This is a genomic window from Niallia taxi (assembly GCF_004005475.1).
Classification (GTDB): domain Bacteria; phylum Bacillota; class Bacilli; order Bacillales; family Cytobacillaceae; genus Niallia; species Niallia taxi.
This window is the reverse complement of record NZ_RZTZ01000013.1, coordinates 93,859-107,889: the sequence shown is the minus strand read 5'-3', so window position 1 is coordinate 107,889 and position 14,031 is coordinate 93,859. Positions and strand designations below refer to the sequence as shown.

General features: G+C 38.7%; 13 protein-coding genes and 1 pseudogene. 12 read left to right on the top strand and 2 right to left on the bottom strand.

Annotated elements, in window-relative coordinates; genetic code table 11:
- The first annotated feature begins 22 nt into the window (after positions 1–22).
- Both EM808_RS22700 and manA read left to right on the top strand, forming a co-directional pair.
- Positions 23–361: a hypothetical protein gene (locus EM808_RS22700; RefSeq protein ID WP_127741076.1), complete on the top strand. Its 339-nt coding sequence runs from the start codon at positions 23–25 to the stop codon at positions 359–361.
- A gap of 103 nt (positions 362–464) precedes the next feature.
- Positions 465–1,412: a mannose-6-phosphate isomerase, class I gene (manA, locus tag EM808_RS22695; RefSeq protein ID WP_127741074.1), complete on the top strand. Its 948-nt coding sequence runs from the start codon at positions 465–467 to the stop codon at positions 1,410–1,412.
- Positions 1,413–1,664: 252 nt separating this feature from the next.
- Here manA and EM808_RS22690 read toward each other — a convergent pair whose 3' ends face one another.
- A complete protein-coding gene (locus EM808_RS22690) occupies positions 1,665–2,462 on the bottom strand; it encodes a histidinol-phosphatase HisJ family protein (RefSeq protein ID WP_127741072.1) in 798 nt (265 codons plus the stop codon).
- Between the two features lie 186 nt (positions 2,463–2,648).
- Here EM808_RS22690 and EM808_RS22685 point away from each other — a divergent pair, with 186 nt between their 5' ends.
- The 6 genes from EM808_RS22685 (at position 2,649) to spoIIP (ending at position 8,919) form a co-directional block, all read left to right on the top strand.
- Positions 2,649–3,425 (top strand): alpha/beta hydrolase family protein, encoded by a 777-nt coding sequence (locus EM808_RS22685; protein ID WP_127741070.1) that lies wholly within the window; start codon positions 2,649–2,651, stop codon positions 3,423–3,425.
- 189 nt (positions 3,426–3,614) lie between these two features.
- A complete protein-coding gene (locus EM808_RS22680; RefSeq protein WP_164849750.1) occupies positions 3,615–5,348 on the top strand; it encodes a methyl-accepting chemotaxis protein in 1,734 nt (577 codons plus the stop codon).
- Entirely contained in the window at positions 5,341–6,387 is a 1,047-nt protein-coding gene (locus EM808_RS22675) for a sugar ABC transporter substrate-binding protein (RefSeq protein WP_127741066.1), read from the top strand. The genes EM808_RS22680 and EM808_RS22675 overlap by 8 nt, the downstream gene beginning before the upstream one ends.
- A 184-nt stretch (positions 6,388–6,571) precedes the next feature.
- Complete coding sequence (locus tag EM808_RS22670) at positions 6,572–7,177, top strand: lysophospholipid acyltransferase family protein (protein WP_127741064.1); 606 nt, start codon at positions 6,572–6,574, stop codon at positions 7,175–7,177.
- Positions 7,174–7,593 carry a 3-hydroxyacyl-ACP dehydratase FabZ gene (fabZ, locus tag EM808_RS22665; RefSeq protein WP_235856693.1) on the top strand — a complete coding sequence of 140 codons (420 nt, stop codon included), beginning with the start codon at positions 7,174–7,176 and terminating at the stop codon, positions 7,591–7,593. Before EM808_RS22670 ends, fabZ begins: the two co-directional genes overlap by 4 nt.
- Before the next feature lie 186 nt (positions 7,594–7,779).
- Positions 7,780–8,919 (top strand): stage II sporulation protein P, encoded by a 1,140-nt coding sequence (gene spoIIP, locus EM808_RS22660; protein WP_127741062.1) that lies wholly within the window; start codon positions 7,780–7,782, stop codon positions 8,917–8,919.
- Positions 8,920–8,959: 40 nt separating this feature from the next.
- Here the strand turns inward: spoIIP and EM808_RS22655 are convergent, their stop codons facing one another.
- Positions 8,960–9,157: an aspartyl-phosphate phosphatase Spo0E family protein gene (locus tag EM808_RS22655; RefSeq protein ID WP_235856692.1), complete on the bottom strand. Its 198-nt coding sequence runs from the start codon at positions 9,155–9,157 to the stop codon at positions 8,960–8,962.
- Positions 9,158–9,371: 214 nt separating this feature from the next.
- On the opposite strand from EM808_RS22655, the gene EM808_RS22650 reads away from it, so the two are divergent.
- From EM808_RS22650 to EM808_RS22635, 4 genes and pseudogenes are all read left to right on the top strand, one after another.
- Complete coding sequence (locus EM808_RS22650) at positions 9,372–10,118, top strand: sugar phosphate isomerase/epimerase family protein (protein WP_127741058.1); 747 nt, start codon at positions 9,372–9,374, stop codon at positions 10,116–10,118.
- Positions 10,119–10,228: 110 nt separating this feature from the next.
- On the top strand, positions 10,229–12,400 hold the full coding sequence (gene bglX / locus EM808_RS22645) for a beta-glucosidase BglX (RefSeq protein WP_127741056.1): 2,172 nt from the start codon (positions 10,229–10,231) through the stop codon (positions 12,398–12,400).
- Between the two features lie 175 nt (positions 12,401–12,575).
- Entirely contained in the window at positions 12,576–13,532 is a 957-nt protein-coding gene (locus tag EM808_RS22640; RefSeq protein WP_127741054.1) for a LacI family DNA-binding transcriptional regulator, read from the top strand.
- A gap of 126 nt (positions 13,533–13,658) precedes the next feature.
- Positions 13,659–13,916, top strand: a pseudogene (locus tag EM808_RS22635) (hypothetical protein); the annotation flags it as partial.
- Positions 13,917–14,031 lie beyond the last annotated feature (115 nt).

Below are 14,031 nucleotides of genomic sequence, written 5' to 3'. Positions count from 1 at the left end.
GCAGAAGGAGAGTGGATGTGCAATGGCTGATAATTACATAAACGAAGTGTATATGGCAGCTTTTGCACAGAAGCTTTTCCGTTCTGTATTCGGAATCGTTAGACAGCAGGAACTTGCGGAGCTTGTCGCTCAGAAGTCGTTGTCTGCAAGTTTGGAGAAAAGTGCCATTCTTTCGAATGAGGATTGGGAGAAATATACACTGAAGCTTGCTGTTCGCACGGCAATCAACTGTAAGAATTCAACAGATGAGCAAAAGGAGAAGCTTCTGCGGCGCTTCCATAAATATCCTGCTGCTATAAAAAATGAAATAAAGAGTAAACATAGTAAAGAAAATAAGGTTTTCAAAATGGCAGGAGGCTAATCCTGTCTTTTTTGTTTTCTTATTTTGAAAATAGATAGAAATCGCTCCATTATATGGTAGAATTAATTTGGTAAACAAACATTTAAAGGAGTTCTAACCTAATATGAATTTTGAACCTTTATTTTTTAATCCTATTTTTATGGACCGTATTTGGGGAGGGACAGAGCTGCGCAGCTTTGGATACGAGATTCCTTCTGAAACGACAGGTGAATGCTGGGCATTTTCTGCTCATCCGAACGGACAAAGCGTCGTTAAAAACGGCAAGTTCGCAGGAAAAATATTAGGCGAATTATGGGAAAATAACAAAGAGCTGTTTGGTCATGCTAAAGGAGATCGTTTTCCTTTGCTAACTAAATTATTGGATGCTAATCAAGATTTATCTGTGCAGGTTCATCCAAATGATGAATATGCTAACGTTCATGAAAATGGCGAATTAGGAAAAACGGAATGCTGGTATATTGTCGATTGTAAGGAGGGTGCTGAAATTATTTTTGGTCACCATGCCCAAACAAAAGAAGAGCTGGAAAGCATGATCCGTGAAAATAAATGGACAGAGTTATTGAATAAAGTTCCTGTGCAAAAAGGTGATTTTTTCTTTGTGCCAAGCGGGACAATCCATGCTATTGGAGAAGGGATTATCATCCTGGAAACACAGCAAAATTCGGATACAACATATCGTGTTTATGATTATGACCGAAAAGATGATAAAGGGAATACGAGAGAACTGCATGTGAAACAATCTGTTGATGTGACGACAGTTCCTCACAAAGCCGATTCCTTTGATGTCAAAGTGGAATCAAATGGCGATTTAACGGTAACTACCTTTATCGAGTGTGACTATTTCACAGTAGAAAAATGGGACATTCAAGGCACTAGCATAAATACACAAACAAAGCCGTTTCTTCTATGCAGTGTTATTGAAGGCGAAGGAAGCATTAAAAAGGATTCAGCTAGCTATCCTTTCAAAAAAGGAGATCATTTCTTACTACCTAGCGGATTTGGCAGCTTTGAAGTGGAAGGAAACAGTGAATTGATTGTTTCTTATCTATAAGCGAAAAAAGAGGCTGGGAAATAAGTATATGAATCAGTATAAAAACCGAACTATCCATTCTAATCTCGATTGGATAGTTCGGTTTCTTGTTTTTGTTTTTTTAAATACAATAATTAGAAATTTTAGCGCAATGAAACGAACTAATTTTAACTCCATATTCTATTTTGTCACAAGCTTCATTATTCAAATATGGATTTAATTTTATTATTCGTGTTTAGAAAGGTTATCTTTTGTTTTGTCCCAGCCTCTTTATTAGCCTATTCTATATGCGGTTGGTTGGCGTTTGGAGTAGGTATAAAGATGGGTGAATCCGCATGACTTTGCCAAGTCTATTGCTTGCTGAAAACCTGCGCCTGCTGTTTCAGCATGATGGGAGTCGGAACCAATCGTAAGCAGCTTTCCGCCTAGTTCCTTATAAAGTCCTAAAATGTAATGAGAAGGCATCGATAACTCTACACTTGTACGCCATCCAGAAGTATTGATCTCCAGGCCAATGTCTCTGCTTATTGCGATTGTCAGTATATCGGCAATTAAATCCTTATGCTTGTCAAAATCATATAAACCCCTTGGGGAAAAAGCATAGCGCTTCATTAAGTCAAAATGGGCAATAATGTCGATGTCTGCTGCTTGCACCATTTTTCTTAGCTCTAGAAAGTAATCCTCGTAAATATCTTTATCAGGATTAGCATTCATATATCTTCTTAACGTAGTGCCGCCTAAGTTATGAACAGAGCCTAAGATGAAGTCTAAGGGAATCGGTTTTAATTCCTTTTGATAAATACCTTTTAGCAAATGGGGCTCACATAATTCAATGCCTACCTTGATCATAAGCTTGTCTTTGAAAATATCCTGACATTTCTTTATATCAAGGAGATATTTATCCCAAACCATATGCCCATATGTTGGTGCATTTGGATTTACGGAGAAATGCTCTGTAAAACAAATTTCTTGGACTCCATTGTTAATAGCGCTTTTACAAATTTCCTCCATATCAGCCTTTGAATCAAAGGAATGATTGGAGTGATGGTGATAGTCAGTATAATACTGCATAATTCCTCCTAAGTAGAAAGACTTTGTATTTATTATTTCATACAGGAAAAGTTATGTCAGTTTTTTTATTTCCTTTTGACAAAAAAACACGTTTCCCCCTATAATAGAGGGAATAAGAAATCGATTTTTTAAAACCAAGTAAACCTGTAAGAAAAGTTTATTTAAGGGGATTGTGGAGGTAGACGAATGACTGTACACCAAAGGCTTATGTGGAAAAAGGAGGAGCTTGCCCTCTCCATTGATTATCCAGTAAACGGAATCAAAAAAAACGGGCATGTTGTGCTTATATGCCATGGCTTAATTGGAAGCCGAATTGGTGTTGACAGACTCTTTGTGAAATCAGCATCAGAGCTTGTGAAAAATGGCTATACTGTGTATCGCTTTGATTATGCTGGCTGCGGTGAAAGCACTGGAGAGTATGGCAGCTTTGGATTATGCGATCTTATTGCACAAACTAAAACACTTATAGATTATGCTTGCAGGCAGGAAGAGACAGATAAGATTATTCTGCTTGGGCACAGCTTAGGTGGAGCAGTGACATTGCTTCAAGCAAACAGGGATGACAGGGTAAAGAAACTCATCCAATGGGCCGCTGTTGGAAGCCCATATAAGGATTTAGCAAATATAGTGGGCAACAGTGAAGTTGAAAGTTTAAAAGACTATGAGACAGTAGATTTTTATGGATATCCTCTTTCTGAATATTTCTTTCAATCGATGAAGGAATATCATCCGCTAAAGGAATGCGCAAGCTTCAAAGGAGACGTTCTGATTCTCCATGGCAATGGTGATTCTGATATCCCCCATGATTATCTTTTTGAATATAAACATAAATATGAACAAAGAACAGTGGGAAGTGTGGAAGCATTTATCGTCGAACAAGGCGAGCATACCTTTTCTTCCTCCGCCCACTATAAAGAGCTTATTGGAAAAACAGTGAACTGGTTGAATAAACAAATGTTGTGAGTTTTTTGTTAATTTGCATTACCTGAAATAAAGACGTCGGAAACACGAAAACTTAGATGTACGAAGGATTCCTTTACGAGAATCCTTTTTTATTTTCTAGTGATTTTTTTAATTAAAAAATATTGCAAAATGCTATTCAACAATTGTTTATTGCTGTCGATATTACTCCTAGAGATAGGAGGGACTCTTTTGACAGAAAAATTTAAGTTCAAAAATTTAAGGATTGGTTACAAATATGGAATAGTGTTCTTGCTGACGCTTGTCTTATTTTTAACTTCTATCGGAATCACGTATGTATCCTTAAACAAAATGTCCAGTAATATGAATGAAATAAGCAGCAAAAATGAATTAAGCATTAATACAATGGAATTAGTAGCGCTTTTTCAAGAGAAAAATACGCAAATACCTTTGTATTTCCTTGATGCTAATGATGAAAAGCTTGATGAATACTTAGAATTAAGTAAAAAATTCACTTTGACTGCTTTAAAAGTAGAAAAAAATATCGAAGGCAAGGAAGCTAAACAAATATATTTAAAGCTTATTGCCAACAATCAAGAAATTGATGAAATTTTCTTTAATTCTGTCGTACCAAATGTTAAGGATTTTAATACAACTTCTTATAAAGAACTTGAAAAGCAAATTAGTGACTTAAAAGGGAAGGTAACCGAAGAAGGCGAACAGCTTAATAAACTTGTTTCCGCGGAAAATCAGCACTCACTGGCTGAATCTAAGTCATATGTAACTAGAACAAGCTTTTTAGTCGGTATCTTAACAATTGTGACAATTGCCATTTCAAGTGCTATCTTAATTATTATCTCTAAAAGAATACAAGGGAAGTTAAAGCATGTTATAGAGGTAAGCGATTCCATAGCTAATGGGAAATTGGATGTGTCACTGCTTGATGAAAGTTCCACAGATGAAATTGGAGTAATGTCCAAATCTATTAATAAAATGGGTCAAAGCTTGAAAGAGACGATTTATGGTATTTCATCCATGTCTACAAATCTTGATTCAAGAAGTTTAGAGGTATCTGAGGCAGCGGCTGAAGTCAGTACTACGATTGATACGATTTCAATGACTGTTCAAGAGTTAGTTGAAGGAGTAAATGTACAGGCAGATGCTTCATCAACGATTGCTGTCAACATGCAGGACTTTAACCAGCAAATTTCTATAGCAGATGAAAATGCGAATGAATTGGTGAAAACTTCAGCCATTGTCACTGCTTCTAGCAAAGAGGGCTCAAGACTTATGAATAAGTCTTTAGAGCAGATGCACACCATTAATACAGTTGTAACAAGCAGTGTGGAAAAAATGAAAGAGTTGGAAGGTAATACGGCAAATATCACGAAGCTTGTGACCTTTATTAAGTCGATTGCTGACCAGACGAATTTGCTATCGTTGAATGCTTCAATCGAAGCGGCCAGAGCAGGCGAGGCAGGTAAAGGCTTTTCTGTTGTTGCAGAAGAAGTGCGTAAATTAGCTGTGCAAACATCTGATTCGATAACAGATATAACCGGATTAGTCACTGCAATTAGAGAAAATAGTATTGAATCACTAACACAGCTAGAAAAGGGCTATGAGGAAGTGAATAAGGGCGCTGAACAAATTAAGATGACAGAAAGCACCTTTAATGCCATTATGGATGGAATTACTAATCTGACAGAGAAATCGCTGAACATTTCGGAAATCATTAAGGAATTTACAAAGACGGGCAATGGTATTAGTGCGTCTGTTGAGCAAATTGCCGCAGTATCTGAGGAATCAGCAGCATCCTTTGAAGAGGTTTCTGCTTCGATGATGCAACAAAATGACATGATGACAAGTATTTCAGCAAACTTCAGGGAAATTACGCAAATGGTCGATAATATGAACAGCATGATTCAAAAATTTGAACTTGATAAGGAGGGGAAGGGACATGCGTAAGTCACTGCAGAGAAAGCTCATGGCGGGAGCGTGTGTCATGGCCATGACGTTTTTGGCCGCCTGCTCCCAAACTACAACCGAAAATTCACAACCAAAAATGAAGCTTGCTCAAGATGACAGCAAGGTCTATGTAGGCTTTTCATTAGACACACTGCAAGAGGATCGCTGGTACAAAGACAAGGAAGCATTTGAGAAAAAAGTGCTGGAGCTTGGTGGTGAAGTGAAAACACTTGCTGCTAATGGCGTGGATAGTGTGCAAATCAAACAAGCAGAGCTGCTTATTGCAGAAGGTGTCGACGTATTAGTCGTAGTCCCGCATAATGCAGAGGTTTCTGCTGAAATTGTTGACAAAGCGCATAAAGCAAATGTGAAAGTCGTTTCTTATGACAGGCTGATTAAGAATGCAGATGTGGATTACTATATTTCCTATGATAATAAAAAGGTTGGACAATTGCAGGCACAGGAAATACTCAAAAAGCAAAAGAAAGGTAATTTTGCCTACATTGGTGGAGCTGAAACAGACAATAATGCTGTGCTCTTTCGAGAAGGGGCAATGGAAGTATTGCAGCCTTATATAGATAAAGACGACATAAAGCTCGTGTTTGATAAATATACAGATGAGTGGCAGCCTGAAATAGCAGAGACTAATATGAAGCAGGCGTTAAAGGAAAATAACAATGATATTCAAGCAGTTATCGCCGCAAACGACGGGACTGCTGGCGGTGTTATCAATGCTTTGCAGGCAATTGGGAAAACAATTCCTGTTTCAGGGCAAGATGCCGAAATCACTGGCCTAAAACGCATTCTTGCTGGGAGCCAAACAATGACAGTCTATAAACCAATTCAGGTGATAGCAGAAGATGCAGCAGCCATTGCCATGAAAGCTGGTAAAAACGAAAAAATCGATACAACGGCTACAGTCAACAATGGGAAAATCGATGTTCCATCCATTCTCCTTGATCCAGTTGCAGTCACCAAAAGCAATATAGACGAAACCGTTATTAAAGATAAGTTCATCACTGAAGATGAGCTGAAATAATGAAAAGGAGCTTCTAACGCTAGAAGCTCCTTCCTTTGTGTATAGATGACACTACTCTTTTTTGATTGGATAGTATATAATTAATCGTATAGAAAAAGATAGTATCTAGTACTAAGAGCAGATGGTATAATAATATAGAACTAATATAGATGATACGTTTTAATTTACATAAAGGAGTTTTAATATGTATACATTTACAAGTAACTTTGCCAATATCGTTTTGAAAATATTCGGACGCAGTGTAGCAATACATAAAGACAAGCTACCAAAGGATACCGGTTATGTTGTGGCTTGCTCGCATATTGGCTGGGTAGATGTTGTGGCGCTTGGGACTGCCATGCTGCCGAACCAAATTCACTTCATGGCAAAAAAAGAGCTGTTTGCCAAACCGAATGCAGGCAAGTTTTTGACAAGCATTAATGCATTTCCAGTCGACAGAGAAAATCCTGGTCCAAGCAGTATAAAAACACCTGTTAAATTGCTTAAAGAAAAGAAAATTGTCGGCATTTTTCCAAGCGGAACAAGAACATCTGAAGACGTACCATTGAAAAGAGGGGCAGCGACAATTGCTAATTTGGCAAAGGTTCCGATTGTCCCAGCAGCATTCAGTGGTCCGACAGATGTAAAGGGTTTACTGAAAGGGAAAAAAATCAGGGTAATATTCGGTGACCCTATTTCATTGCAAAAGGAAGATGGTACAAGAAAGGATGTTGCCGAGCTGACACAGGAAATGACCGCTGCAATGGCAAGCCTTCAAAAACGGCTCGACGAATTTGGGCAAAAACAATGATTGATTTAGCGATTGTTAAAGACATACTAAACCGCTATCCACTGCCACTTGTTGATGAAATATTAGAGCTTAAAGCAGGGAAAATGGCAGTAGGAGTCAAACAAATTAGTAAGGAAGACACGTTCGCCACTGGAACAAACCCAGAAAGCCCAATCCTGCCGGGTGTTCTTATTATTGAAGCAATTGCGCAAGTATCAGCAGTTGCCATTCACAGTGAAAAGAAGCATGAAGGAAAGTGGGCGCTTCTTGCGAAAATAACAGACTGTAAAATAAAAAGATCCGTTTTTCCTGGTGATGAGCTCTGTATGGAGGTATTTGTCACAAAGGTCAAAAAAACGATCGCGAAGGCAAAAGGCATCGCAACCGTTCGCGGAGAACTAATTTGCGAAGCAGAGCTGCTGTTTTCGTTCAAATAATAAAGCAAAAAAAGCATGCAATCGTAAATTTGCATGCTTTTTTTCAAAACAACAAATTAATTTTACGCACTCATTATCTCTATTAAAAATAAATAGGCAATTAAAAACAAATAAACCTAATCAAAATTCGTCCTTCTAAATCTCTACTAAAAAGAATATAAATTTTAGAGAGAAAGGAGACGACCTATGCCAATATCTAAATTTAAATATTATTTCCAATTCATCTATACTACTATTCTGGGAGTCATCCTTGTATTTATCTTAATTTCTGGTGCTACAACCTCATTTGTTTCACAAAAATTCTCCTCCGATTACATAAGAGGGGCATTGGAAAAGGTTGATGCGGCAAACCTTTATTCCCAGCTTTTTAACTTTGAAAATCATTATTTTCCAAAGGAAGGAAGCACCATTTCGTTATCAAACCTTTTCTTTCAGGTTGCTACAAATATAAGACTTGATGATACACGGACATTATTAGGAAGAGAACTCCCTCAGCTTAGCTTCTATCATACAAAAATCATTGTGGCAGAGGAAGGGACAACCATTGCTCAATTACCTTATGAATCAACTCCATCTGATGAAATCCTAAAAAATCCAAAGGAAGCCGATGAAGAAAAAATCACTGATGATACATCAAAAACAGATGACAATAACACACATCAATCCTCCACTGACAAGCGTGTGTTAATCTATCAAACACATAATTTAGAATCATATTTACCGTTGTTAAAAAATGCGCAAAATCCTAATGATGCAATAAGTGCGGACGAGCGGGTTAATGTTGTCAGCCTTGGTTCGAAGCTGACAAGCCTTCTCCAAAAAGACGGAATTGGGGTACAGCATGATAAGACAAACATGAACCAAAAGCTATTGGACCGTAAGTGGAAATATACGGCTTCCTACAGTGCATCGAGTGAGGTTGTTGAAGCTGCAATCTCCGAAAATAAAGATCTTACTTATTTAATTGATATCCATAGGGACTCAGCACGTAAAGCGGAAACAACTTCCACAATTAATGGTAAATCATATGCAAAAGTTGTTTTTGTTGTTGGTAAGGGCTATGAAGGCTATGAAAAGAACCAGGCATTTGCTAAAAAACTGCATAAGGAACTTGCAGCAAAATATCCAGGTATTAGTAGAGGAGTATTTGAAAAGAGTCAGGATTCAGGAAATGGAATCTACAACCAAAACTACTCTGATAAAGCCATCCTGCTTGAAGTCGGCGGTGTCGACAATAATCAAGAAGAGCTGAACAGAACAATTGATGCATTTGCCGATGTTTTCTCAGAAGTATATTGGGAGGAAAACGGCGCAACTGAACAATAAAACAAATAACATCCTCCTTTTCAATCGTACAAGGAGGGTGTTATTTGTTTTTTGGGAGTTTACTTCTGAGCTGTTGGTATTTAACGATATATGAATCAAGCTCTTCGCTTTTCTTTAATACCTCGACACTATCTATGCCCTGTCGTGACGCGGTTTCCAAAAGCTCAGAACGAAGATTATTAATTTTTATAAGCAAATCACTAAGTGAGTATTTAATGTATTCTTCTTTATTACACAAAATCCAATTCACCCTCATTATATACTCTATAAAATTGATTCTTATAGCCTATCATAATTGCAAAATATGAATAAACCATGAATATTCCTTTAACTTTTGTCTTTTGTCTATTATTTAATAGATAATATATAGACGAGAGGAGGAATAAAATGAAAGGATAACGAATATTGCTTCACAAATTTCTTTATAAAATCCTAAAAAGGAGTGGATACGTATGGCGTTGCCAATCGCACTACAGTTATGGAGTGTAAAAGAGGATGCTGAAAAGGATTTTTTTGACACATTGGAGAAAGTGGCAAGGATGGGCTATGATGGAGTGGAATTTGCCGGTTATCACGGAAAAAATGCACATGAGATTAAAGCAAAGCTAAAGGAGCTAGGATTAAAAATTGCCGGTTCCCATATCAGTATGGAAGAAATATTGGAAGAGACAGACAAGGTTATAAAATTTGAGCAAGAGCTTGGCAATAAATATATTGTTTGCCCATGGGCAAGCTTTCCTACAATCAATGAGTGGGATGACTTTGCAGAAAAGCTGCAGCAGGCAGGTGTTAAGATTGCAGCAGCTGGTTTGTCCCTGCTATATCACAATCATAATCATGAGCTTGTCAGCAAGGAAGGGACGGTTATCCTTGATAGGCTGTTTGAGGCAGTACCAGCAAGCTTTTTAAATGCTGAGCTTGACACTTATTGGCTAGAGTATGCAGGCGTGAATGCGATCAATTATATGGATAATTGGAAAGGCAGAACACCGCTTATCCATGTGAAGGACATGGATTCTAGTAAACGGGAAAGTACAGAAATCGGCAATGGTAGTCTAAATATAAAGGGCATTGTTGAGAAGGCGCACGAGAATGGAACAGAGTGGCTGATTGTTGAACAAGAAGCATTTACGCAAGCCCCGCTAATAAGTGTTGAAATTGGTTTGCAGAATTTACAAAGAATAGTCGCTGATTTGTAATATGAAGTCCTCCCCTTGCTTTTTAAGTTGACCTTCGAAATGAAAACGCTTATAATTCAAATTGTAATTGTTAGTGAAACGTTTCGATAAACAAAAAGGGGAGGCAGAATATGGCTCAGATTGATCTCAAGTCAATAATTCAAAACATGACGTTAGAAGAAAAGGTCGCACAATTAATGCAGCTGTCCGGAAATTTTTATTACGGACTGGCCGGGGAAATTACTGGACCATTTGAAGAGATGGGCATCAGCGAGTTTGTTGTGAAAAACAGCGGATCTGTTTTAGGTGTTTCAGGGGCAGACACGGTGCGGAAAATTCAAGCGGAGCATTTAAAAACAAATCGTCATGGCATTCCACTCTTATTCATGGCAGATATTGTTCATGGCTTTAAAACAATCTTTCCAATTCCTTTAGCGGTAGGCTGTTCCTGGGATATGGAGCTGGCAGAAAAAAGTGCAGAGGTTGCAGCTAGTGAAGCAGCAGTTGCTGGTGTTCATGTCACCTTTGCACCAATGGTCGATCTCGTCCGCGATCCGCGTTGGGGCCGCGTGCTTGAAACGACTGGAGAAGACAGCTATTTAAATAGTGCATTTGCCAAAGCCTTTGTGCGAGGCTTTCAAGGTAAAGATCTTGCGGTCGACCAAATGAGAGTTGCCGCATGTGTGAAGCATTTTGCTGCATACGGTGCACCAGAAGGAGGCCGTGACTATAACACTGTCAACATGTCTGAACGTCAGCTGCGCGAATCCTATCTTTCAGCGTATAAAGCAGCGCTTGATGAAGGCTGTGAAATGGTGATGACATCCTTTAACACCGTAGACGGAATTCCAGCTACTGGCAACAAGTGGCTTATGAGAGATCTTCTTCGCAAGGAATGGGGTTTTGATGGTGTGTTGATATCAGATTGGGGCGCAGTTAAAGAATTAATTCCTCATGGAGTCGCAGGTAATGAAGCAGAGGCGGCCCGCAAGGCAATCCTTGCCGGTGTTGATATTGAAATGATGACACCATGCTATATCCGCAGCCTGAAAAATTTGATTGAAAGCGGGAAAGTAACAGAGACATTATTGGATGAAGCGGTGCTGCGCATCTTAAAGCTAAAAGAAAAGCTTGGATTATTCGAAAATCCTTACAGAGCAGCAGATGCTGTAAAGGAAAAAGAGGTGATTCTTTCCGAAAGTAACCGGGAAGTTGCCTGTGAACTGGCAGAAAAATCCTGTGTTCTTTTAAAAAACGACAACGTTTTGCCATTGGACAAACAGCAGAATATTGCCCTGATTGGCCCCTTCGCACAATCATCGGACATTCTAGGAGCATGGTCCTGGCAAGGAGAAGTCGACAATACAGCTAACCTTCATGAAGCACTACAAGCATTGACAACTAATGTAACAGTCGCACAAGGCAGTCATGTGGAGACAATAACTGATGAACAAGTTACCGAAGCAATAGAAGCAGCAAAAGCAGCAGATGTAATTGTGCTTGCAGTTGGTGAATATGCCTCGATGAGCGGTGAAGCCTGCAGCCGGGCAGATATTACATTGCCAGAAGCACAGCTGCATCTAATCAAACAAATGAAAACAATAAACAAACCAATTGCTGTTATCCTGTTCAACGGCCGTCCCCTTGATTTACACGGTGTATTGGATGAAGCTGATGCAGTGCTTGAAGCATGGTATCCAGGTACAGAAGGAGCAAGCGCCATTGCCAATATTCTGTTTGGAAAAGTGAATCCATCAGGAAAACTGACCATGTCTTTTCCTCATACAGCAGGGCAAATTCCCGTATACTATAATGCCTATAATACTGGTCGTCCCTATGACGGTGTAAGCAGAGACCATTATTTATCCAAATATCTAGATATTCCAAATAAACCGCTTCTTCCATTCGGGTTTGGCCTTAGCTATACAAACTACATCTATGAAAATTTGCGATTGTCCTCCGATACGATGACCGCAGACGAACAAATTCAAGTATCAGTAACCATAACAAATACAGGGAATTACACCGGAGAAGAAATCGTCCAGCTCTATATTCGCGATATGACAGGTGATGTAGTCCGGCCAGTCAAAGAACTGAAAGACTTCCAAAAAGTAAGCCTAAACCCAAAGGAAACAAAGGAAATACAATTCCAATTAACAGAAGCACAGCTGCGTTATTATCACCAAGATATGAGCTTTACAAGTGATGAGGGCTTGTTTGAAATTTATGTGGGCGGCAGCAGTGAGGATGTTTTGACTGGTGGATTTACGTTGAAAAAAATGTACACTAACTTAAATGACTAACTTCTGTTTGCAGTTAATCTCAGAGGAGCCAGGAAATCAAAACGATTTCCTGGCTCCCTTCATTGTGTACAAAATAACTTTACACACAACAAGAACTATCCGGATAAGTTTGATAAAATGGTAGTATTGATATATTTCACATAGCAACTTTTATGAAGGTTTGGAGGGAGCTTTAATGGCAGGTATTAAGGACATCGCAAAGGAAGCAGGTGTTTCTATTTCTACTGTTTCGTATGCGCTTAATGGGAGTCCAAAAGTAACGGAAGAGACTAGAAGCCGGATTTTGGCAATTGCTGATCGGCTGGGATATGTGCCAAATGCAGCGGCAAGAATGCTGAAGGTGAAGCAAACAAAAATCATCGGGGTCTTTTTAGCTGATTATGGCGGCTATTTTTATGGTCCGCTGCTTCGCGGAATGCGTCAGGCTTTAAATGAAAAAGGGTATGAATTAATTGCGTGCTCTGGTGTTCAGTCCCATCGGCTTTTGCTGGAAAAGGTAATTGATGGCGGCATTATATTAGATCAAGCATTTACAGATGAAGAGCTGCTTAATTATGCAGACAAAAGCTATAAAATAGTAGTGTTGGACAGAGAGCTTGTTCATGAAAATATTAAAGGTGTGCTTTTGGATAATATAACTGGTGCAAGATTAGCTGTAAGAAAGCTTACTGAACACAAGGTAAATAAACTGTATGCGGTCACAGGTCCTGTAGGTTCGTATGATTCAAAAAAACGAATGGAGGGTGTCAGGGAGGAACTGCAGTCTTTCCCGAATGTGGAGCTGGTTGAGGTTCAAGGTGATTTTTTAAAAGATTCGGGCGAAGAGGCGGCAAGACAAATTTTTGCGAACTACAGGGAACCAATTGCCATATTTTGCTTTAATGATGAAATGGCGGTTGGAATTTATCGTTATCTGCAAGATAAAGAATATGAAATAGGAAAAGATGTGTTTCTTGTTGGTTTTGATAATATTGAGTTAGCGCAATATATGGTGCCAAGATTAAGCACCATCAGCTATTCAAGCTATGAATGGGGCTCTATGGCTGCTCATAATTTATTAAAGCTGCTGGCAAACGAACCAGCTGAAAATGAACAAGTTGAGGTAACGATTACGGTTGGCGGTTCTTCATAATTTTTTTTGAGTCTTAAGTTTTGTAACTTAAGGCTTTTTTGTTTTATATTCTCCTAATCCGCATATTTCCCAGTATCAACAGCAAACTAAAGGTATTGGCTATCTATCTTAAGGGGGAAAACGATGCTGGATTTTCCGACAATACAGACCAATTTCTGGGATGCCGTGGCAGCAGTGCCGATTGTGATGGTACTGACACAGCTGCTAAAGTGGATCTTTCATATACCCAAAAAATACAGACCAACAACCGCACTTATTTTAGGACTAATCATTTCTGTTTTTTTCAGTCATAGACATAGTTTAACAGCAGGTTTGTTTATGGGGTGGTTTTATGGTTATTCCGCAATTGGCTCATATGCATCTATGAAAACAAGTGTATTAACAATGATAAGTAAATGGGAGAAAAAGAATAAATTACCGCGGGTTAGACTGTTTTTAAAAAAGCTTTTTTTAATAAAAAAAGAGTACAACACTTTGCCTGACTAAAAAGCAGACGGAA

What these genes read in the sequence shown, in the direction of transcription:
- EM808_RS22700 (WP_127741076.1), top strand. Translation starts at nt 23, where the DNA reads ATGGCTGATAATTACATAAACGAAGTGTATATGGCAGCTTTTGCACAG.
- manA (WP_127741074.1), top strand. Translation starts at nt 465, where the DNA reads ATGAATTTTGAACCTTTATTTTTTAATCCTATTTTTATGGACCGTATT.
- EM808_RS22690 (WP_127741072.1), bottom strand. Translation starts at nt 2,462, where the DNA reads ATGCAGTATTATACTGACTATCACCATCACTCCAATCATTCCTTTGAT.
- EM808_RS22685 (WP_127741070.1), top strand. Translation starts at nt 2,649, where the DNA reads ATGACTGTACACCAAAGGCTTATGTGGAAAAAGGAGGAGCTTGCCCTC.
- EM808_RS22675 (WP_127741066.1), top strand. Translation starts at nt 5,341, where the DNA reads ATGCGTAAGTCACTGCAGAGAAAGCTCATGGCGGGAGCGTGTGTCATG.
- EM808_RS22670 (WP_127741064.1), top strand. Translation starts at nt 6,572, where the DNA reads ATGTATACATTTACAAGTAACTTTGCCAATATCGTTTTGAAAATATTC.
- fabZ (WP_235856693.1), top strand. Translation starts at nt 7,174, where the DNA reads ATGATTGATTTAGCGATTGTTAAAGACATACTAAACCGCTATCCACTG.
- spoIIP (WP_127741062.1), top strand. Translation starts at nt 7,780, where the DNA reads ATGCCAATATCTAAATTTAAATATTATTTCCAATTCATCTATACTACT.
- EM808_RS22650 (WP_127741058.1), top strand. Translation starts at nt 9,372, where the DNA reads ATGGCGTTGCCAATCGCACTACAGTTATGGAGTGTAAAAGAGGATGCT.
- bglX (WP_127741056.1), top strand. Translation starts at nt 10,229, where the DNA reads ATGGCTCAGATTGATCTCAAGTCAATAATTCAAAACATGACGTTAGAA.
- EM808_RS22640 (WP_127741054.1), top strand. Translation starts at nt 12,576, where the DNA reads ATGGCAGGTATTAAGGACATCGCAAAGGAAGCAGGTGTTTCTATTTCT.